The organism is Exiguobacterium sp. EF_C8 (genome assembly GCF_054956715.1).
Map to the genome: position 1 here is coordinate 2303949 of NZ_CM143264.1, position 19950 is coordinate 2323898.

The window sequence follows — 19950 nt, forward strand, 5'->3', positions numbered from 1 at the left end:
TCCCGTCTCACGTTTTACTATTTATGATTGTAGCATGAACAAGGAAAGTCTTTCAAATCCTGGACGAACGATTTACAGTTTGATGTCCTGAACCAAGGATTGTTTGTCCTTGTTTGACCTATCGTACAAAAAAATCGACTCCAAGACCAGAAATTGGGCTTGAAGTCGATCGAAAACCATGAAATGGCTTATTTTGCTTTTGCGTTGTCGACGAGAACATCGATAGCTTTACGGAATTGAAGATCGCCTTTAAGCGTTTCAAGACCACCTTGTGGTGCAAGCATCGTTTCAAGTTGATCTGCAGGGATGTTGTAGAGTTCTGACATTGATTGAAGTTCAGTTTGAGTTTCCTCATCTGTTACTTCGATTTTTTCGTCAGCAACGATTTGCTTAAGGACGAGACGTGCCTTAACGCGCTCTTCCGCTTGCTCTTTCATTTCAGAACGCATTGCCTCTTCTGTCGTTCCAGTCAACTGGAAGTACATGTTGAGGTCGATGCCTTGTGATTGAATACGTTGTGTGAACTCTTGAACCATACGCTCGACTTCGTTTTCGACCATGACTTCTGGAAGATCAACTGTCGCGTTTTTCGTAGCCGCTTCGACTAACTCATCGCGCATTGAAGCATCAGCTTCTTGTTTGCGTGTGTTTTCGAGACGCGTACGGATTTTTGTTTTCAACTCGTCGAGTGAAGAAACTTCTTCATCCATCTCTTTTGCGAACTCATCTGTCAATTCAGGGAGCTCTTGCGCTTTGACTTCATGGATTGTTACTTTGAATGTAACTGGTTTTCCAGCGAGTGATGCTTCGTGGTATTCCTCTGGGAATGTCACTTCAAGATCTTTTTGCTCGCCAGTTTTTAAACCGATCATTTGCTCTTCGAATCCAGGAATGAAGTTTCCAGAACCGATGACGAGTGAGTAGTTCTCAGCAGTTCCGCCGTCGAATTGGTTTTCCCCATCGAAACCTGCGAAGTCGAATACGACTGTATCGCCATTCTCGATGACGCCATCTTCTTTAACGACGAGTTCTGCACCGCGTTCTTGCAATGTTTTGAGTTCAGCGTCGACGTCATCGTCAGTAACGTTCGTTTCAACTGCTGTGTACTCAAGACCTTTGTACTCACCGAGTGTAGCTTCTGGCTCGATGACGAACGTGATTTTGAATTCGACTGGCTTGCCTTTTTCGAGTGTTTCAACGTCGATGTTTTCAAGCGCGATTGGCTCGATTCCTGATTCGACGACTGCACCTTCGATTGTGTCCTTATAAAGGATATCGAGTGCATCTTGGTACAGTGCTTCTTCACCGTACATTTTGTTGAACATTGCGCGTGGCATTTTTCCTTTACGGAAACCTGGTGTGTTCAAAGTCTTAACGACTTTCTTGAACGCTTGGTCTACCGCTTTATCAAATGCTTCAGCAGGCGCTTCATACGTGAGGACGCCGAGGCTACCTGATTGTTTTTCCCATTTTGCAGTCATGCTGAGTCCCTCCAAAATTGTCAATTAGCGTACATGTGTGTACAACAAGTCACATTATAGCACAATCGTTCTGACGATTACCACTGTTGAACGAATCGTTTCCAGATGTCTCAATCGAAGTAAATCTGCTCGAATGCGATGACTTCCGGATAGAGGATATGCACCCCCTGATATAATCGCTTCGCTAGCGGACTCAAGTCACGTTCCGGCTCTTCTTTTTCAAACGACAGACCGGCTAGTTCTTCGCATGCGAGAAGCCACTTCTCCATATCCGACCCGATTGCTTCTCGTTCTTCAAGATGAATCAACTGGTCCGAACGTAAGACGAGCAAGGCTCGAAAAGGATCCATTTTTTCTAATGTATGCATCGATGCGAGTAACGCTTGTTGTTCCTGTTGATGCGCAATCAGCACTTCTTCTAAATCTTGACGCGTCGAGATCGTCCAGTGTACATCTAAATGTGGCACATAAATGTCTGCCGGATAGGACAGATGCTCAATCACACTTCCTAATAACTGATCGATGACGAGTAGGCTTTGATGTTCTGTATCCTGAGCACGAAGATACTTGTGTGTGATGTAGTCAAAGAGCGCAGGTGTCCGTTCGAATTCAGCACCAGCCAAATGGCGCATTTGTTCGACCCAGCTTCCATGTTGCAACACATGCATCAACGCCGTTCCGGAAGTTACAGTACTCTGAGTAACATTGTTTTTTTGAACCGGTGTCGTCTTTTGCTCTCGCACCGTCATCCGCTGTTTGATCTCGTCTAACCGAAGCGCAAGTCCATACGGCAGATACGGTGACGCCGAGCGTAGAGCGAGCTTCATTGGATACCGTTCTCCGAGTTCATAAAGAAAGAGTGCGAGCACTTGCTCCACACCCTCGACTTCAAGAAAACGTTCTGCTACAGTTTCGTATCGTTCACGGTCATGTAGTAATAGCGGTTGAATGACATAGAGTCGGTATAATACGTCTTCTCCTGTCAATTGGTCAGTCTCTAATTCCTTGACCAGCCGTTCCTGTTCAGATGCGGGCAAACGGAGGATGCGCACTCGTTCCGCTTCTAATTCGTGTTCCATCCAGCGGGATGTCCCCATTTTCCGACACTCCTTTTAATTCACTGTTCAGTTTGTGAATGGATCAAGCAATGATGTCCAGTTCGTGATTGCCTCTTGTAATTTCCCTGCTTGTTCGATGCCAAGACGATTTAATGTATCGAGAGAGACGTCTGTTTCAAGAAGTCGTGTGATATCTTCTGATTGATTCACGAACTGCTCGAGCTTTGCACTTAAATTTTGTAACTCTTGCGGTGGATTTTCAAGTCCCGCCAATCGTTGGTCGATTTGGTCCAGCTCTTGATTGAACTGATCAATCGTTCCGTTTTCCTTTAACTTTTCGACTTGTTGGTCGAGCGCTTGCTCCGGATTCGTGGATTCGCGTGCTTTCGCAGCCGCTTCATTCAAAGAAGAAGATAAGTCGGACGTGACTTGTGCCGTATCTTTCGCAATCCCTTGAAGTTCTCCAGCATAATCGACACTATTTTTCACATCGTTGACCTGTTGTTTTGCATCATCAACTGTATTTGAAATCTCACTACACCCTACAAGAAACGTACTGAGTAACAGGACTGTACCAACTTTCTTCCACATCGCTTTCATCCCTTTCGAGTTCATGATACCTTAATTATAAACAAAAATTGAAATAAAAAAAAGAGACCGCCCTCGTAAGGGCAGTCTCTATTTTAATTATAGCGTCCCAAGAGGGATTCGAACCCCCGACCGACGGCTTAGAAGGCCGTTGCTCTATCCTGCTGAGCTATTGGGACGTGTCAACACGAATAAACTATACTAGAACAATTCTTTCGTGTCAATCGCATTACAAAGATTGCATTTATTTTATTACAAAAATGTTCCGTCGAGGTGAAGTGCATTGACGCGATCCCCGTTCACGTCAAGAAAATCGACAGAATAGCGGTCTTGTTCTACTTCAAGAATCGCATACGTCTTGTCTGGACGATGGCGTGGCATCCGAATCGATCCTGGATTGATGAATAACACACCATCCCGATACTCCGCCTTCGCAACATGAGAATGACCATACAAAACGATATCAGCTTGCTTTTCGTTCGCATGATGTTGCAAGACATCTAGGCTATATTTGACGTCCTGACGATGTCCGTGGACACAGAGGACCTTATGCTCGTCCATTTCCGACGTGACTTCTTCCGGGAAATCGTGTCCATAATCACAGTTCCCCCGTACAACACGATATGGATATAACGATTCAATGTCGCGCGTCAATTGAGAGTCTCCACAATGAAAAGCCAAATCCACGTCCTGATGCCGTTCGAATATCGTAAGCAGTTCTTGTTCTAGTCCATGGCTATCACTAACGATCAACGCTCTCATTTTCATCACACTCCTAGGAAAGTAGTTAAGTCCTGTTCGAGCTTGCGCAATGCATTGCCACGATGACTGATCATCGCTTTTTCTTCTTTCGTCAACTCAGCAGCCGTTTGTCCACTTGCCGTGACGAACAATGGGTCATAACCGAAACCGTTCGATCCCGTTGCTTCAAAACCGATTCGCCCTTCCATTGTTCCGCGTACCGTCAATGTTTCGCCTGTTGGTTTTGCTAGCGCGAGTACACAAACGAAGCGTGCCGTCCGCTCCTCTTCCGGAACACCTTCTAACTTTTCAAGTAGTAGAGCGTTGTTCGCTGCATCCGACTTTTCAAGACCCGCGAAGCGTGCCGAGTAGACACCTGGAGCGCCATCTAAAGCATCGACTTCAAGACCTGAATCGTCAGCAAGTACTGCGTGACCAAAGTAGGCTGCTGCTTCTGTTGCTTTTAAGAGTGCATTCTCCTCGAATGTTTCACCTGTCTCATCCGTTTCTTTAGCATCCGCATGATCGAGTAACGACTCGACTGTATAGCCGAGACGCCCAAGCATGCTTTCGAGTTCCTTCACTTTACCAGCGTTATGTGTTGCGACGATGACTTTCATTTATGTTCCCCCACTTCTTCTCCTACATACCACCACGAAACACCGAGTGCCTCGCGACCGGCTTCAATCAGTTCCTTAATACCTTTTTCCCCAAGTTCGAGCATTTCGAGCATCTCTTGACGGGAAAAGGTCGACTCTTCTCCTGTTGCTTGCATCTCGACGATTTTACCGGATGAGGTCATGACGAGATTGAAGTCGACTTCAGCTGCAGCATCCTCTTCGTAGCATAAATCAAGTAAGGCATTCGATTCGACGATTCCAACTGAGATGGCGGCGATGCCCTCTTTGATTGGTGTATCGGTCAGTTTTCCCGCTTGAATCAGTTGATCGATAGCTCGAACGAGTGCTAAAAATCCACCGGTGATCGATGCTGTTCGTGTTCCGCCATCAGCTTGAATGACGTCACAATCGATCCAGATCGTCCGTTCACCAAGTTTTTCTAAATCGACGACCGCCCGAAGCGATCGGCTAATGAGACGTTGGATTTCCATCGTCCGCCCCGTCTGTTTGCCGCGAACGGCTTCTCGTGCAGTCCGCTGAGCGGTTGCCCGCGGTAACATCGAATATTCCGCATTGATCCAGCCTTGGCGTTTTCCACGTAGAAATGGTGGTACCCTTTCCTCGACGGTCGCCGTGCAGAGGACTTTCGTATCACCCAGTTCAATCAAAATCGAACCTTCCGCGTGTTTATTGATGTCAACTGATAACTGTACTGGACGGAGATCGTCCGCCGTTCGTTGGTCTGTCCGCATTTAATCTTCCTCCGTTCCAAGGACGATGCGCTCCGCATGAATGGGCTGATCGAGCCAGTCCGTTGCAATTTGGTCGAATGAGCGGATATCGCCTGTCGCGTAATAACGATGTTCTGGTGTTTGTGTCACATCTGCTGAAATCGTATTGTAGTCAAGTAGTGCTGCTACTTCGAGTGCGGTTTCATCTCCTGAAGAGATGAGTTGAACGCCTGGTCCGATGACCCGTCCAATGACATCTGCTAAGAGCGGATAATGGGTGCACCCGAGTATTAGTGTATCCATATCGTAATTCATTAAAGGTCGTAGCGTATTCGCAACGACACGTTCGACGTATGCGCCATCCGTCTGCATCGACTCGACGAGCGGAACGAATGGCGGGCACGCTAACGATTCAACGACGACTTGTCCTTCGACATGTCGTAACGCCTTCTCGTAGGAATTACTTGTAATCGTCATCTTCGTTCCGATGACACCGATTCGTTTCGTACGTGTCACCTTGACTGCTGCACGGGCACCCGGATCGATGACACCGATGACAGGTATATTTAAACGTTCTCGCGCTTCTTTTAAGACGACAGCCGTAGCTGTATTACAGGCGATCACGATCAATTTCACATCTTGTTGTACGAGATAATCAATCATCTCCCACGTAAACTCACGAATCTCTTCTTCTGGACGCGGACCATACGGACAACGTAGTGTATCCCCGACATAGATGATTCGCTCATGGGGCAACTGTCGCATCAATTCACGTGCGACCGTCAATCCACCGACTCCGGAATCCAGTACTCCAATCGCTCGATTCACTCTTCTCCACCTCTTTCTCTCAATCTTATGGTAACAAAAAAGGACGACGGTGCAAGACCGGCGTCCGAGAATGTACGATTACAGGATTACTGAGCAAGACCTTCGCTAGTCAGCATATCTGAAAGAGTCGTGATTGCTTCAGAAGCATCGTCACCGTTTGCAACGATTTTGATATCTGAATCTTTCGCGATTCCGAGTGAAAGAACACCCATGATTGACTTCAAGTTGACAGTCTTTCCGTTGTATTCCAAGTTGATGTCTGATTGGAATTTAGATGCTGTGTTGACGAGCTGAGTAGCGGGACGAGCGTGAATGCCTGAATCCGCGATGACTTTGAATGTTTTTTCCATGATTAAGAAATCTCCCTTCACTAATAACGTACTAGTGAGTCGTTTTCGAATATGTGAACTCATTATCAAATGATAACGGATTCGAATCGATTCTGCAAGGAATTTTTATATGTCTCACTCCATGGGAATGCTTTCCCGGCACGATTGATTTGTACCATCGATGTCCGTCCTGTGAACATCAGTTCACCCTGCTCATCAAATGCCGCATAATGGACGTCACACGATGCACTTCCGACATGTACTGGGTACGCATAGACGGCGAGACGTGTCCGTGGATACACTTGGCGAATGTAATTACACTGGGCATCCGCAACGACGATGATCCCGTCTTCTGCAAGCGAGTATCCGGTCTCCTCTAACATCAATGTCCGAACGTCCTCGAAATAGACGAATGGTACCCGGTTATTCATATGACCATAGGCATCCGTCTCTGCAAAACGAACAGCGACGTCGAGTCGTGTTCCATGTTTCATTTGTTCAAGCCATGATTCGAGTTCTGGAATATAAGCTGGTACGCGCACAATCGGTTCCTCCTGTCTGAATGAAAAAAGAAGGAGCAGGCTCCTTCTTTAATAACTTATGAACTAACTGCTTCACCTGTCCGTCCTTCGTCACTACCGAAGAACTTCTTGAATGAGTGAAGTGTCGTCTGACGGTTCATCGCTGCGATCGAAGTCGTCAGCGGAATGCCTTTCGGACAAACCTCGACACAGTTTTGAGCATTACCGCACTGCATGATCCCGCCATCTTCCATCAACGCTTCAAGACGTTCTTCCTTATGGAAGGCACCTGTTGGATGCGAGTTGAATAGACGAACTTGCGAGATCGATGCTGGTCCGATGAACGTCGAACGATCGTTGACGTTCGGACATGCTTCGAGACACACGCCACATGTCATACATTTCGATAACTCATACGCCCATTGACGTTTGTTCTCTGGCATCCGTGGTCCTGGACCTAAGTCGTACGTTCCATCGATCGGAACCCATGCTTTAACCTTTTTCAACGCATCAAACATGCGCTGACGGTCGACTTGAAGGTCACGAACGATTGGGAATGTCTGCATCGGTTGAAGGCGGATCGGTTGTTCGAGTTTATCGACGAGTGCCGTACACGATTGACGTGGTGTACCGTTGATGACCATGGAACAAGCGCCACATACTTCCTCTAGACAACCCATATCCCAGTTGATCGGTGTCGTTTTTTCACCGGCTGCATTCACAGGATTACGACGAATCTCCATTAAAGCAGAGATGACGTTCATGTTCGGACGGTACGGAATTTCAAACGCTTCATCATACGGTTTACCATCAGGTCCATCTTGACGTTGAACGATGAATTGAACCGATTTTTGCGTAGTAGATGATTCGAGTGGTGTCGCCATTATGCTTTCACCTCTTTCTTCGACTTCTTACTGTAGTCGCGTTTCCGCGGTGGAATCAACGACGTGTCGACATCTTCATAGAAGATTTCTGGATGACCATTCGTATAACGAGCCATCGTTGTCTTCAAGAACTGTTCATCATTACGTTCCGGGAAGTCCGGTTTGTAGTGCGCCCCGCGACTCTCGTCACGTTTTAAGGCACCGAGCGTAATTGCTTCGGCTAGGTCGAGCATGTGATCGAGCTGACGGATGAACGACGCTCCTTGGTTACTCCAACGCGCTGTGTCCGTTGCCGAAATGCGCGTGAACCGATCACGAAGTTCCTTGATTTTCGTGAGTGTCTCTTCGAGCTTATCGTTATAACGGACGACCGTGACATTATCCGTCATGATTTCTCCAAGTTCACGGTGGATCTGATACGCGTTTTCTGTACCTTCCATCGATAAGATATCGTTAAAACGATTGATTTCTTCGATCTTATGCGCTTCGACGACGTCTTCGCTCATCTCATGAACCGATGTCTCAAGTTCATTCATATACGCGATCGCTGACGGTCCGGCGACCATTCCGCCATATACCGCAGAAAGAAGTGAATTCGCTCCGAGACGGTTTCCTCCGTGCATCGAATAATCACATTCGCCTGCTGCAAATAGTCCAGGAATATTCGTCATCTGATCGTAGTCGACCCATAGTCCACCCATTGAATAGTGAACAGCCGGGAAAATCTTCATCGGTACTTTTCGTGGATCATCACCGACGAACTTTTCGTAGATTTCAAGGATCCCACCGAGTTTGACGTCGAGTTCTTTTGCGTCTTTATGTGATAGATCAAGATAAACCATGTTCTCCCCGTTGACGCCGAGTTTTTGATTGACACAGACGTCAAAAATCTCGCGTGTCGCGATATCTCGTGGGACAAGGTTTCCGTATGCCGGATATTTCTCTTCAAGGAAGTACCAAGGTTTACCGTCTTTATACGTCCAGACGCGACCGCCCTCACCACGTGCTGATTCACTCATGAGACGTAATTTATCATCCCCAGGAATCGCTGTCGGGTGAATCTGGATGAACTCACCGTTCGCATAGATCGCACCTTGACGATAGACAGCTGCTGCCGCTTGTCCTGTGTTGATAACCGAGTTCGTCGATTTTCCGAAGATGACCCCAGGACCACCTGTCGCGAGGATGACAGAATCCGCGGCAAATGCCTCGATTTCCATCGTCCGGAGGTTTTGACAAACCGCTCCACGACAGATGCCATTGTCATCGATGATGGCACGAAGGAATTCCCATCCTTCATATTTTTCTACCAAACCTTGCGCTTCGAACTTACGAACCTGTTCATCTAATGCGTACAATAACTGTTGCCCCGTCGTCGCTCCAGCGTATGCCGTCCGGTGATGCAACGTTCCTCCGAAGCGTCGGAAGTCGAGTAACCCTTCCGGTGTCCGGTTGAACATGACACCCATGCGGTCGAACATATGGATGATCTTCGGTGCTGCTTCCGCCATTTTTTGAACAGGTGGTTGATTTGCGAGGAAGTCTCCACCGTATACCGTGTCATCGAAATGCTGATATGGTGAATCCCCTTCCCCTTTCGTATTGACTGCTCCGTTGATGCCACCTTGTGCACAAACAGAGTGTGAGCGTTTGACGGGTACGAGTGAGAATAACTTAACTGGTACGCCTTGCTCTGCTGCTTTTATCGTAGCCATCAGACCGGCAAGCCCTCCGCCGATGATGACAAGATTCTTGTTCGCCATGTTGTCAGTTCCCCTTTCCTTACAACACGCCTGCAAACGTTAAGATCGAGCGTACGCCTACAAACGATAAACCGATGAATACGAGTGCTGCCACGTAAGACATCGCCCGTTGAGATGCTGGTGACTGCGTGATTCCCCAAGTAATACAGAACGTCCATAGTCCGTTCGCGAGGTGGAATGTCGTTGCCAAGATCCCGACGATATAGAACGCTAACATGAATCCGTTATCGACGATGTTCTGCATCATGCTCGCATCAACTTCTGTTCCCATCGCAGCGGCAATCCGAGTCTCCCAAACGTGCCATGTGATGAACACGACGAGGAACACTCCGCTAAACCGTTGCAAGACATACATCCAGTTCCGGAAATATGTATATCGTCCTGTGTTCGCAGAACCCGTGAATGCGATGTAAACACCGTAGACACCATGCAAGATGATTGGAATGAAGATGACAAAGATCTCTAAGAACAATCGATACGGAACGCTCCCCACAAATTCCGCGGCCTTATTGAAGTCTTCCTCACCACGTACGATGAAGTAGTTCGTCGTTAAGTGCGAAAGTAAAAATAACCCGATTGGAATGACGCCGAGCAGTGAGTGTATTTTACGACTCACGAAATCACGATGATTCGCCATCCAAATCCCCCCTTTTGTTTGCCAATCAACCGTTGGCGCATTTTGGTAGAAAAGCGCTTTCATAAGGAAATTCGTCTTTTCATCACTTATTCTACTCCTGTCCTTTTTAGAAGACAACCCGAGCCGTTGCATTTAACTGCAAATTTTTTCAGGAAAACAATGACCTGCTAGAATCATCTCGGTATAATGGTTGGCAGATAGGAGTGAATCATGATGGATGTTACACCAAACCAAACACCACTTTTCGGAATCGAACTGATCCGGGATTATGTGTTAACCGATCTTCTAGGATCGGATTATCGGCAAGTCATCTACTGGGCAGGTAAACGTCTCGCGCGTCAATTCCCTGTCGTGGATGAATCTGAATTGGCCTCATTCTTTGAACAAGCCGGTTGGGGAATGCTCGAAATCAAGAAACGTAAAGGAACGGTCATCTCGTTCGTACTGTCTCCTCCTGATACGACGAGAGATGAACGGCCACAAGGCTACTTTCAACTCGAAGCCGGTTTCCTCGCTGAACAGTTTTCTCGTTTTAACGGATGTGTTGCGGAAGGATATGCTGAGACGAGTAAAGAGTTTGTTCAAATCACGGTCCAAATCGATCCAAAAGATCCACTCGAACCAATCGGTCGAACTTTACATAGAATGTGACAGGAATCTTTATTTTCAACATCGAAATAGATTCATGAAACTTTTTGTAGCAAGTGATCGTAAAATCATGCGTACACAAATTGCGAGGAGGAACTTTACATGTTCAAAAAACTAGCAGCAGATTTAACGGGATTCAGTGATATCGGACAAGTCATTCATCCTGATGATTTCGACAAGGCAGCCGCTGACGATTATGTTTTACATGAAGACGGCGAAAAAATCTATTTCTTGATCAAGTCCAAATCTGACGAGTATTGCTTTACGAACTTAGCCTTGATTCACCTTGATGGAGAAAGTGCTGTCAGTTCAAAACGTGTACTCTACCGCTATCCATATGCACATTATCCAATTCGCCACGTCATGTTCGAAACGGCCGGAACAGTCGACCTCGATGTCGAGATCAAGTTCGAGATTGGTGGCAAACATTATTCGATCGACGTTGATAAAAAACAACTGGAGCATGTAAAGGATCTGTATAAGACATTACTTGCCATCGCTGAAAAACAATACGAAGGACAAAAGATGCTCGAGTTCGCGAATAGCTCATTAAATCATTCGGTCACGATTCTCGGTGGTCTTCGCCAAGGCGACATGAATGTTCCGCAAACATTCAAGGAGTTGTCTGAACAATCCTTCGAGTGGCTTCAAGGTCACTACCATCAGTGGAACCAGCGTGATTTCGGTTCGTACTACGAGAAGTACATCAACAACTAATGCCATAAAAAAAAGCCGCTCTCTTCACGAGGACGGCCTTTTTTCATTCTTCATTCGCTTGGCTTAAATACTCAGCAACGGTTTCCGCTAATTTCACAGGCAATCCTGCCTCAGCCAACTGTTCGATCGTCGCACGTCTTAGACTACGCATCGACCCGAAATGACGGATCAGCTGTTGGCGTCGTTTTGGTCCGACTCCTGGTATCTCATCGAGCAAGGAACGGGTCATCCCTTTCGAACGAAGCGAGCGGTGGAATGTGATCGCGAATCGGTGGACCTCATCTTGCATACGCTGAAGTAAATAAAATGCACTTGAGCGAGGGCTGAGTTCGATCAATCGCGCATCTTCTCCAAACAACAACTGACTCGTCCGGTGTTTGTCATCTTTTTTTAATGAGCCGACCGGCAGGGATAGGCCGAGTTCATCTTGAATGACTTCTAAAGCAGCATTCAACTGTCCGACTCCTCCATCAATCAGGACGAGATCCGGAAGGCGCGCTCCCTCAAGTAACAAGCGTCGATAACGCCGACGAACGATTTCCCGCATCGATTCATAGTCATCCGGTCCTTGAACCGTCCGAATCTTGAACTTCCGGTATTCTTTTTTCAGTGGTTTACCGTCTTCAAAGACGACGAGCGCTGAAACGGCATCCGCTCCTTGGATGTTCGCATTATCGATGATCTCGATTCGGGACAATGGATGAACATTGATTGCATCAGCGAGTTCTTCTACTGCCTGAACGGTCCGTTTCTCATCCCGCGCGAGTAGTTCGAAACGTTCCGAAATCGCGTTTTCAGCATTTTTCGTTGCTAAATCAAGTAATTTCCGTTTTGATCCTCGGACCGGAACATGAATTTTGATCGAGAGCGCCTCTTTGAGCAGAAGTTGGTTAACGAGTGGTGGTACATACAGTTCACTTGGTTTGATGTTCTTCTCATAGAACTGGACGATGAAACTCTCGAGTTCCTCTGCTGGTGTTCCGTAGATTGGGAAGAGCGAGACATCACGTTCAATCATCTTTCCGCCGCGGAGGAAGAAGACTTGGACACACATCCAGCCTTTATCAACGTGGATCCCGAATACATCGCGTGATGTCAAATCTGCTGTAATCATGTTTTGCTTGTTCATGATCGACTCAATGGCTCGGACCTGATCCCGTAATTCTCCGGCACGCTCGAATTCCATCGTCTCAGCTGCTTCCGCCATCTTGTGCTTCAAGCTTTCGACGAGTTCCTTCGTGTCTCCGGACAAAAAACGTCGAATTTCCGAAACGAGCGCTTTTTGTTCCGACTCGAGATTCGGGATTTCGCATGGACCGAGACACTGACCGATATGGTAATACAGACAGAGCTTCTTCGGCATCGGCTGGCATTTGCGTAGCGGATATAAACGATCTAACAGACGTTTCGTTTCGTTCGCTGCATATGCATTCGGGTAAGGACCAAAATAATGTCCGCCATCCTTCTTCAACTTACGCGTCGTAATCAAGCGCGGATATGTCTCATTCGTAATCTTCAGATAAGGATAGGATTTGTCATCCTTCAACATGATATTGTACTTCGGATCATGTTTCTTAATAAGCGTCATCTCAAGCAATAACGCTTCTAGTTCACTCGCTGTAATAATGTATTCAAAATCACGAACTTCCGCAACGAGGCGTTCCGTCTTGATATCATGTGCTCCTGTGAAATAGGAACGGACACGGTTCTTGAGATTTTTTGCTTTTCCGACATAAATGACTTCACCAAATTCATTTTTGTGTAGATAACATCCCGGCTCATCGGGCAAAAGGGATAATTTCGCTTTGATATGTTCTTGATGTCCCAAATAAATGTCTCCTTTCACCGTTTTTAGTTTTATTCGTTCGGGTAAATACCATACATTGATTATGACATACGGAGGATGAAAAATGCGTACATATGATTGCATTGTGATTGGAACAGGTTCCGCTGGAAATCAAGCGGCTTATAAATTTGCTGAAAAAGGACTACGTGTTGCCATCGTTGAAAATTTCACGCCAGGGGGCACATGTGCCCAACGTGGGTGTGACGCTAAAAAAATTCTGCTGACGGGTAGTGAGACGAAGGATGCGGTCGAGCGCTTGCTCGGATATGGCGTAAAGGGATTAATTTCAATCGATTGGCGCCAGTTGATGGAGCGCAAGAATGAATACACGCGTGCCATTCCGGAACAAACACGAAAACGATACGAGGAGACGGACATCGACTATTTCCACGGCGAACCCCGCTTCGTCTCTTCACACCGTCTCCAAATTGGTGAAGAAGAAATCGAAGGGAAACAATTCCTGATCGCAACTGGTTTACGCCCTCGCGAGTTATCTGTACCCGGTAGTGAACGTTTTATAACGAGTAATGAGTTTTTGGAACTAAAAGACCTCCCACGTCGACTCGTCTGTATTGGTGGCGGGTACATCTCGTTCGAGTTCGCGCATCTTGCTCGGATTGCTGGTGCAGACGTCACGATTGTCTTACGTTCTAACCCCTTAAAACAATTCGAGAGTGAACTCGTCGATGTCTTACTCGATGCTACGCAAGCACTTGGCATCTCGATCATCAAAGAAGCAGAGGTCGTCGCTTACGAAGAGGAATCACTTCGTTTATCGAACGGTGACGTGTTGAAGACGGACGTCGTCTTAAATGCGACTGGACGTGTCGCAAGTATCGACCAACTCGGACTCGAAGAAATCGGTGTTTCCCATAATGAAAAAGGAATCCATGTCAATGCGTACCTGCAGTCTTCTGTCGAACATATCTATGCCGCAGGAGATGTCGCTGTCAGCGGGAATCCCGCGTTGACGCCGTTTGCTGGAACCGAAGGACGACTCGCTGCCGATAACATGCTCGAAGGGAATAACCGGAAACTGGAACTGCTCCCTGTACCTAGCGTCGTATTCACTGCGCCGAACCTTGCCCTCGTCGGTGAAACGGAAGTTTCCTTAAAAAAAGCAGGTATTCCGTACCGTGGTCGTTTGATTGATACGTCCTCTTGGCAAACGAACGCACGCATCAAGGATAATTTTGCTCGGGCGAAAGTGCTCGTGGGGGAAGATGATCAAGTACTAGGCGCACACTTCATTGGTGTCAATGCGGCGGAACTCGCAAACTATTTCTCGTTTGCGATGCAACACCGGATCCCTAGTACTTCGATGCAACAGACTGGATTTGCTTACCCGACACCTGCTTCAGACATTGCTTCGTTATTCGAGGATTGATAGGAGGCTTTTTGATGATTCAATACGGCTATACGATTTTATACGTTGAAGACACTGCACGGACGCTGACATTCTATCGAGACGTTCTTGGCTTATCCGTCAAAGCGGAGCACGGAAGCTACATTGAGTTCGAGACCGGTCAGACAACACTTGCCTTCAATACTCGTGAAGACGTGCAACGGTTGATTCCGGATTACACGATCCCAAGCGGAAAAGCGCAGCAGACGTTAGAGATTGGTTTCGTCACGGATGACGTCCCTACGCTTTTTCAAAAGGTGGAAGCTGCCGGATACAAGACCGTACTCACGCCTGTTGAAAAACCATGGGGGCAAGTCGTTGCGTACGTGCTTGATCCGGATGGTCACCTCATCGAACTTTGCACACCTATGTAATCTAAAAAAACAGACCGTTCTGCCTGTGCAGAACGGTCTGTTTTGATATGCAGGAAAGAATTAGTTAGATGTTTCAACGAATTCTTTAAGTGCGTCTTTTGGCATGAAGCCCATTGTTTTGTTGACAGGTTGTCCATCTTTGAAGAGAACGAGTGTCGGGATACTTTGAACTTGGAATGCTCCAGCTACTTCTGGGTTTGCATCTACGTCAACTTTAACGATTTTTACATCTTGCATGTCAGCATCGAGTTCTTCAAGAACTGGTGCGAGCATACGACATGGTCCACACCATGTTGCCCAAAAATCAACAAGGACGAGTCCTTCTTGTGTTTCTTCTTTAAATGATTGGCTAGTTGCGTGTACGATTGCCATTGATCATAACCTCCTAATGAGTAGATCAACCCGTTAAAAAAATGGGTGATCTCTTTATTGATTCGAGTATATCATAGCAGTCTCTTCCAACAAACGAAACTGCTCACGTGAAGAATTCGTAAAAAATAACCGGTACCATCTGCATGGCACCGGTACATTCACTCATCCGTGAACAAGCATTTTTTTGAATTCAGCTGTCAATAGTGGCACGACATCGAACAAATCTCCGACGATGCCATAGTCCGCGACAGAGAAGATGTTCGCTTCCGGGTCCTTATTGATCGCAACAATCACTTTGGCATTCGACATCCCCGCTAAGTGTTGGATCGCACCCGAGATCCCACACGCGATATAAAGATCCGGTGTAACGACTTTACCTGTCTGACCGATTTGAAGCGCATAGTCGCAGTAATCCGCATCACAAGCACCACGCGAAGCACCCACTGCTCCTCCGAGGACATCTGCTAGTTCTTGTAACGGTGCGAAGCCGTCCGAACTCTTGACGCCTCGTCCACCTGCGACGATGACTTTTGCCTCTGACAAATCAACGCCGCCTGTTGCTTTGCGTACGATGTCTGCGACGATCGTCCGTAAATCCTTCAGTTCAACCGTAACCGACTCGACCGTTCCTTGTGAACTCCCCGTTTCGAGCGGATCGATGTTATTCGGACGGACCGTAAAGAGTGTCTTGCCTTCTGCGACTTTGACTTTCTCGAATGCTTTCCCTGAGTAGATCGGTCGGATGAAAGTTGCTTCCGCGCCTTCCCCTTCAATCGCCGTCACATCACTGATTAGACCGGCTTGCAGTTTTGCCGCGATCTTCGGTGATAAATCCTTACCGAGCGACGTATGACCGAAGACGAGCACGTCGGGTGACGTCCGGTTCATCAACTCGAGGAAGACTTGTCCATAACCGTCTGGCGTGTAGTGTAGAAGACGCTCATCCTCGACGACGAGGACTTGGTCCGCTCCGCGTGATGCTAATGCGTCGGCATCCTTTGCGACATCGTGTCCAATCAGGACCGCGATGACTTCATCCGCGACACGTCGCGCTGCTGCGATTGCCTCAAACGACACATTCCGTAAACTACCATCCCGTGATTCTGCGAGTACTAATGCTTTTGTCATTCGTTTCTCCCCCTTAGACCACTTTTGCTTCGTTACGTAATAATGATGCGAGCTGCGCGACTTGCTCGTTTAGTTCACCTTCGAGAATCTTACCGGCTGCTTTGTTCGGTGGTAAGAAACGTTCAATCGTCTCTAGACGTGGTGCGAGTTCATCTTCATCGAGTTCAAGATCATCGAGTTCGAGTTCTTCAAGCGGCTTCTTTTTCGCTTTCATGATCCCCGGAAGACTTGGATAGCGTGGCTCATTCAGTCCTTGCTGCGCAGTCACGAGTAACGGAAGTGTTGTTTCAATCGTTTCTGTATCCCCTTCAGCGTCACGTGTCACGACAGCCTTCGTGCCGTCGAGTTCGAGTTTCGTGATCGTCGTCACGTAAGGAATATCGAGCAATTCTGCGACGCGTGGTGCCACTTGACCACTTCCGCCATCAACTGCGACGTTTCCAGCGATGATAAGATCGACTGTCTGTTCTTTTAAATAACCAGCAAGTACTTCAGAAATCGTGAAATGATCCGCCTCTTCGATGTCATCCTCAATCGAGATGCGTACTGCTTGATCCGCTCCCATTGCGAGTGCTGTTCGTAATTCTTTGTCCGCGTCTTCCGGACCGACCGTCACGATCGTCACAGTTCCCCCTTGTGCATCACGGACACGAATCGCCTCTTCTACCGCATATTCATCATATGGGTTAATGATGAACTCAGCCCCATCCTCATCGATTTGACCATTTTCGAGTTGGATTGCTTCTTCCGTATCGAATGTGCGTTTCAACAGTACATAGATTTCCATCTCATGCTCCCCCTTATCGTCTATTCACCATCATTCTTTGTATCCGCTTACATAATTGTTGTCATGAAAAGGGCTTAACTCAGCCCTTTGATCAACATCCGATGGATCCCGTCGCGTGTCTCAAGCAACTCATATTTGAATCCACTTGCCATCCAGCTCGTCACGACCTCATCGATTGTTCCGAAGATCATCTGACGCGCTAATCGATAATCGAGTTCGTTTGAAAACTCGCCTGTCGTCATCCCGTGCTTGATGACACGGTCAATCAGATGCAGGTACGGTTTCAAGACGGCGGCAATGTTTTGGCGCATGTCTTGATTGGATTGACGTAGCTCGATTTGCGTGACGACAGCCAAATCATAATCAACGGATAATTGCTCAAGATGTGCCTCGATCAATGCGGCCAATTGTTCTGTCGCTGACGTGTGATTCGCGATTTGTCCTTCGGAATACTCGATGAAGCTTCCCATTTTCGCTTGGAATAGCGAAATCAGCAGGTGTTCTTTATTCTTGAAGTACAGATAGATCGTTCCATCCGCAACACCGGCTTCCTTTGCGATGGCGGTCACCTTCGCTCCATGGTAGCCGTTTTTAGCGATGACTTTTACGGCGGCATCAATGATGCGGTCACTCTTTGACATTGTTCGTTTCATTCCACTATCTCCTAACGCATAAAATGAATGATGGTTCATTCATATTTATTCTATCATGCCATTTTGTCCTGTCAACTGCTTTCTTCGAGTTGTTTGGCACGTTCTTCTTCAACAAGAACACGACGGAGAATCTTCCCGACGAACGTCTTCGGTAACTCTTGTCGGAATTCGTACTGCTTTGGCACTTTAAATGACGCTAACTGTTTACGACAGAATTGATCAAGCTCTTCTTCTGTGACCGTCATCTCATCCTTGACGACGATGAACGCCTTGACGGTCTCTCCACGATAGGCATCCGGAACACCGATCACGACGGCTTCCTTGACGGCCGGATGCTCGTACAAGATTTCTTCGACTTCACGTGGATAAATATTAAATCCGGAAGCAATGATTAAATCCTTTTTCCGATCAACGATCCGGAAGTAATGATCTTCGCCGATATAGCCAAGGTCTCCCGTGTGCAACCAACCGTTTCGAAGAACAGCTTGCGTCTCTTCTGGTCGTTTCCAGTATCCTTTCATGACTTGCGGACCTGTGACGATGATCTCACCGATCTCACCAGGAGTTGCGGGTGTCTCTCCATCCGCTTGGACGATTTTCGCTTGCGTATCGGGTACCGGAATACCAACCGTTCCAGGAATCCGGCGATCCCAGATACAGTTCGTATGAGTCACCGGACTCGTCTCAGACAAACCATATCCTTCAACGATTCGTCCGCCCGTTAATGCTTCGAATTTTTCCTGGACTTCGACCGGCAGTGGAGCTGAACCTGAAATACAAGCTTCGATTGAAGACAGATCATATTTCTTTAGCTTCGGATGGTTCAACAGACCGACATACATCGTCGGTGCACCAGGGAACAGATTTGGTTTTTCCTTATGAATCATTTTCAATACTTGTTCGATGTCGAATTTTGGAACGATGATTTGCTCATAGGCATTAAAAATACCGAAATTGAGGTTACATGTCATGCCATAGACATGGAAATACGGAACGACAGCTAACAGTTTTCGTCCATCTCCCCGCTCATATTTATAAAACCATTTGTCGATTTGCTCGACATTCGCACTCAGGTTATAGTGCGTCAGCATGACACCTTTTGGAGCACCTGTCGTTCCACCCGTATATTGAAGAACCGCGACATCTTCTTTCGGTTGAATCGCAACCGGTGTAATCGGTTCATAACCACGTAGCGATAAAAATGGAATCGAACCCGTCGTATCGATGACGATGTTGTTATCTTTCCGTGCTTTAATGGGATACAGTTTATTTTTAGGGAAGGGAAGATAATCCGCGATGCTTGTTGTCACGACCGTTTTGAGTGCCGTCGCCGCTTTGACGCGAGATGCTTTCGGATAAAGTAGGTCGAGGGTTACGAGCAGATGTGCACCTGAATCGATGAGGATCTGTTCGAGTTCACGGTCCGTATAGAGCGGATTCACCTGCACGACGATTCCACCAGCATAGAGGACAGCATAATAACTGATCATATACTGGGGACAGTTCGGTAACATCAGTCCGACACGATCTCCTTTTTTGAGGCCATGCTCTTGAAGTAAACTTCCGAGTGCATGTGCTTCGTCGCACACTTCGCGAAACGTCATACGTTTCCCTAAGAAACTTAAGGCACGTTGTTCTGGAAAATCAGTCGCTGCCTCATCAAGTGCCTGATAAAGAGGTATTTCTCGGTAATCAATCGATACGGGTACTTGCTTTGGATAATCAGATAACCAAACGGATTCCATACGTTTCCCTCCCTGATAATGAATTACTATTCATTTTCATTATACGTTGATTTGAATTCGACATGCCAGTAAAATCCAAAAAAAGAAATTGAAT

General features: G+C 47.0%; 22 protein-coding genes and 1 tRNA gene. 4 read left to right on the forward strand and 19 right to left on the reverse strand.

The genetic code is table 11. The features are described 5' to 3' along the window. Window positions 1-188: 188 nt before the first annotated feature. The 13 genes from tig to ACY2IG_RS12365 all read right to left on the reverse strand — a co-directional run bounded on the left by tig (window position 189) and on the right by ACY2IG_RS12365 (window position 10181). On the reverse strand, window positions 189-1481 hold the full coding sequence (gene tig / locus ACY2IG_RS12305; protein WP_462617979.1) for a trigger factor: 1293 nt from the start codon (window positions 1479-1481) through the stop codon (window positions 189-191). Window positions 1482-1591: 110 nt separating this feature from the next. Beyond that, complete coding sequence (locus ACY2IG_RS12310) at window positions 1592-2578, reverse strand: hypothetical protein (protein WP_056062604.1); 987 nt, start codon at window positions 2576-2578, stop codon at window positions 1592-1594. 27 nt (window positions 2579-2605) lie between these two features. Beyond that, a complete protein-coding gene (locus ACY2IG_RS12315; protein ID WP_231496831.1) occupies window positions 2606-3130 on the reverse strand; it encodes a hypothetical protein in 525 nt (174 codons plus the stop codon). Between the two features lie 102 nt (window positions 3131-3232). After that, window positions 3233-3306 (reverse strand) — tRNA-Arg (locus ACY2IG_RS12320). Between the two features lie 73 nt (window positions 3307-3379). Then, the gene (locus ACY2IG_RS12325; RefSeq protein WP_056062607.1) at window positions 3380-3889 is read right to left on the reverse strand and encodes a metallophosphoesterase family protein; all 510 of its coding nucleotides are present in this window, start codon (window positions 3887-3889) and stop codon (window positions 3380-3382) included. A 5-nt stretch (window positions 3890-3894) separates the two neighbouring features. Next, window positions 3895-4488, reverse strand: a complete 594-nt coding sequence (locus tag ACY2IG_RS12330) for an XTP/dITP diphosphatase (RefSeq protein WP_035406397.1) — start codon at window positions 4486-4488, stop codon at window positions 3895-3897. Continuing rightward, window positions 4485-5240, reverse strand: coding sequence for a ribonuclease PH (gene rph, locus ACY2IG_RS12335; RefSeq protein WP_035406394.1), 756 nt, complete (start codon window positions 5238-5240; stop codon window positions 4485-4487). The genes ACY2IG_RS12330 and rph overlap by 4 nt, the downstream gene beginning before the upstream one ends. Further along, window positions 5241-6047, reverse strand: a complete 807-nt coding sequence (gene racE / locus ACY2IG_RS12340; RefSeq protein ID WP_035406391.1) for a glutamate racemase — start codon at window positions 6045-6047, stop codon at window positions 5241-5243. It lies immediately after the preceding gene. 86 nt (window positions 6048-6133) lie between these two features. Further along, the gene (locus ACY2IG_RS12345; RefSeq protein WP_012371023.1) at window positions 6134-6397 is read right to left on the reverse strand and encodes a phosphocarrier protein HPr; all 264 of its coding nucleotides are present in this window, start codon (window positions 6395-6397) and stop codon (window positions 6134-6136) included. A 65-nt stretch (window positions 6398-6462) separates the two neighbouring features. Continuing rightward, window positions 6463-6918, reverse strand: coding sequence for an acyl-CoA thioesterase (locus ACY2IG_RS12350; RefSeq protein ID WP_035406388.1), 456 nt, complete (start codon window positions 6916-6918; stop codon window positions 6463-6465). A 56-nt stretch (window positions 6919-6974) separates the two neighbouring features. After that, complete coding sequence (gene sdhB / locus ACY2IG_RS12355) at window positions 6975-7781, reverse strand: succinate dehydrogenase iron-sulfur subunit (RefSeq protein ID WP_023468986.1); 807 nt, start codon at window positions 7779-7781, stop codon at window positions 6975-6977. Next, complete coding sequence (sdhA, locus tag ACY2IG_RS12360; protein ID WP_023468987.1) at window positions 7781-9544, reverse strand: succinate dehydrogenase flavoprotein subunit; 1764 nt, start codon at window positions 9542-9544, stop codon at window positions 7781-7783. The genes sdhB and sdhA overlap by 1 nt, the downstream gene beginning before the upstream one ends. Before the next feature lie 19 nt (window positions 9545-9563). Beyond that, on the reverse strand, window positions 9564-10181 hold the full coding sequence (locus ACY2IG_RS12365; protein WP_035406385.1) for a succinate dehydrogenase cytochrome b558 subunit: 618 nt from the start codon (window positions 10179-10181) through the stop codon (window positions 9564-9566). A gap of 213 nt (window positions 10182-10394) precedes the next feature. Here ACY2IG_RS12365 and ACY2IG_RS12370 point away from each other — a divergent pair, with 213 nt between their 5' ends. Together ACY2IG_RS12370 and ACY2IG_RS12375 are read left to right on the forward strand one after the other, a co-directional pair. Next, window positions 10395-10832 (forward strand): YslB family protein, encoded by a 438-nt coding sequence (locus ACY2IG_RS12370; RefSeq protein ID WP_035406382.1) that lies wholly within the window; start codon window positions 10395-10397, stop codon window positions 10830-10832. 99 nt (window positions 10833-10931) lie between these two features. Continuing rightward, entirely contained in the window at window positions 10932-11546 is a 615-nt protein-coding gene (locus tag ACY2IG_RS12375; protein WP_023468990.1) for a PH domain-containing protein, read from the forward strand. A gap of 43 nt (window positions 11547-11589) precedes the next feature. Here ACY2IG_RS12375 and uvrC read toward each other — a convergent pair whose 3' ends face one another. Then, a complete protein-coding gene (uvrC, locus tag ACY2IG_RS12380) occupies window positions 11590-13374 on the reverse strand; it encodes an excinuclease ABC subunit UvrC (protein WP_056062620.1) in 1785 nt (594 codons plus the stop codon). Window positions 13375-13456: 82 nt separating this feature from the next. On the opposite strand from uvrC, the gene ACY2IG_RS12385 reads away from it, so the two are divergent. Beyond that, window positions 13457-14779, forward strand: a complete 1323-nt coding sequence (locus ACY2IG_RS12385) for a dihydrolipoyl dehydrogenase family protein (protein ID WP_290785286.1) — start codon at window positions 13457-13459, stop codon at window positions 14777-14779. Window positions 14780-14790: 11 nt separating this feature from the next. After that, window positions 14791-15171: a VOC family protein gene (locus tag ACY2IG_RS12390; protein WP_035406375.1), complete on the forward strand. Its 381-nt coding sequence runs from the start codon at window positions 14791-14793 to the stop codon at window positions 15169-15171. A gap of 60 nt (window positions 15172-15231) precedes the next feature. Here ACY2IG_RS12390 and trxA read toward each other — a convergent pair whose 3' ends face one another. The 5 genes from trxA to ACY2IG_RS12415 form a co-directional block, all read right to left on the reverse strand. Then, window positions 15232-15543, reverse strand: coding sequence for a thioredoxin (gene trxA / locus ACY2IG_RS12395; protein ID WP_023468994.1), 312 nt, complete (start codon window positions 15541-15543; stop codon window positions 15232-15234). 162 nt (window positions 15544-15705) lie between these two features. Continuing rightward, the gene (locus ACY2IG_RS12400) at window positions 15706-16671 is read right to left on the reverse strand and encodes an electron transfer flavoprotein subunit alpha/FixB family protein (RefSeq protein WP_035406372.1); all 966 of its coding nucleotides are present in this window, start codon (window positions 16669-16671) and stop codon (window positions 15706-15708) included. 13 nt (window positions 16672-16684) lie between these two features. Next, window positions 16685-17458 carry an electron transfer flavoprotein subunit beta/FixA family protein gene (locus ACY2IG_RS12405; RefSeq protein WP_035406369.1) on the reverse strand — a complete coding sequence of 258 codons (774 nt, stop codon included), beginning with the start codon at window positions 17456-17458 and terminating at the stop codon, window positions 16685-16687. 74 nt (window positions 17459-17532) lie between these two features. Beyond that, window positions 17533-18111 carry a TetR/AcrR family transcriptional regulator gene (locus ACY2IG_RS12410; RefSeq protein WP_052018985.1) on the reverse strand — a complete coding sequence of 193 codons (579 nt, stop codon included), beginning with the start codon at window positions 18109-18111 and terminating at the stop codon, window positions 17533-17535. Between the two features lie 71 nt (window positions 18112-18182). Further along, window positions 18183-19856, reverse strand: coding sequence for an AMP-binding protein (locus ACY2IG_RS12415; protein WP_056062630.1), 1674 nt, complete (start codon window positions 19854-19856; stop codon window positions 18183-18185). Window positions 19857-19950 lie beyond the last annotated feature (94 nt).

Excerpts from the sequence above, each read along its gene's own strand:
- ACY2IG_RS12415 (WP_056062630.1), bottom strand. The coding sequence starts at position 19,856 with ATGGAATCCGTTTGGTTATCTGATTATCCAAAGCAAGTACCCGTATCG.
- ACY2IG_RS12370 (WP_035406382.1), top strand. The coding sequence starts at position 10,395 with ATGGATGTTACACCAAACCAAACACCACTTTTCGGAATCGAACTGATC.
- ACY2IG_RS12315 (WP_231496831.1), bottom strand. The coding sequence starts at position 3,130 with ATGTGGAAGAAAGTTGGTACAGTCCTGTTACTCAGTACGTTTCTTGTA.
- ACY2IG_RS12400 (WP_035406372.1), bottom strand. The coding sequence starts at position 16,671 with ATGACAAAAGCATTAGTACTCGCAGAATCACGGGATGGTAGTTTACGG.
- ACY2IG_RS12405 (WP_035406369.1), bottom strand. The coding sequence starts at position 17,458 with ATGGAAATCTATGTACTGTTGAAACGCACATTCGATACGGAAGAAGCA.
- rph (WP_035406394.1), bottom strand. The coding sequence starts at position 5,240 with ATGCGGACAGACCAACGAACGGCGGACGATCTCCGTCCAGTACAGTTA.
- sdhB (WP_023468986.1), bottom strand. The coding sequence starts at position 7,781 with ATGGCGACACCACTCGAATCATCTACTACGCAAAAATCGGTTCAATTC.
- ACY2IG_RS12325 (WP_056062607.1), bottom strand. The coding sequence starts at position 3,889 with ATGAGAGCGTTGATCGTTAGTGATAGCCATGGACTAGAACAAGAACTG.
- ACY2IG_RS12330 (WP_035406397.1), bottom strand. The coding sequence starts at position 4,488 with ATGAAAGTCATCGTCGCAACACATAACGCTGGTAAAGTGAAGGAACTC.
- sdhA (WP_023468987.1), bottom strand. The coding sequence starts at position 9,544 with ATGGCGAACAAGAATCTTGTCATCATCGGCGGAGGGCTTGCCGGTCTG.
- trxA (WP_023468994.1), bottom strand. The coding sequence starts at position 15,543 with ATGGCAATCGTACACGCAACTAGCCAATCATTTAAAGAAGAAACACAA.
- ACY2IG_RS12310 (WP_056062604.1), bottom strand. The coding sequence starts at position 2,578 with ATGGGGACATCCCGCTGGATGGAACACGAATTAGAAGCGGAACGAGTG.
- ACY2IG_RS12365 (WP_035406385.1), bottom strand. The coding sequence starts at position 10,181 with ATGGCGAATCATCGTGATTTCGTGAGTCGTAAAATACACTCACTGCTC.
- tig (WP_462617979.1), bottom strand. The coding sequence starts at position 1,481 with ATGACTGCAAAATGGGAAAAACAATCAGGTAGCCTCGGCGTCCTCACG.
- ACY2IG_RS12410 (WP_052018985.1), bottom strand. The coding sequence starts at position 18,111 with ATGAAACGAACAATGTCAAAGAGTGACCGCATCATTGATGCCGCCGTA.
- ACY2IG_RS12345 (WP_012371023.1), bottom strand. The coding sequence starts at position 6,397 with ATGGAAAAAACATTCAAAGTCATCGCGGATTCAGGCATTCACGCTCGT.
- ACY2IG_RS12385 (WP_290785286.1), top strand. The coding sequence starts at position 13,457 with ATGCGTACATATGATTGCATTGTGATTGGAACAGGTTCCGCTGGAAAT.
- ACY2IG_RS12375 (WP_023468990.1), top strand. The coding sequence starts at position 10,932 with ATGTTCAAAAAACTAGCAGCAGATTTAACGGGATTCAGTGATATCGGA.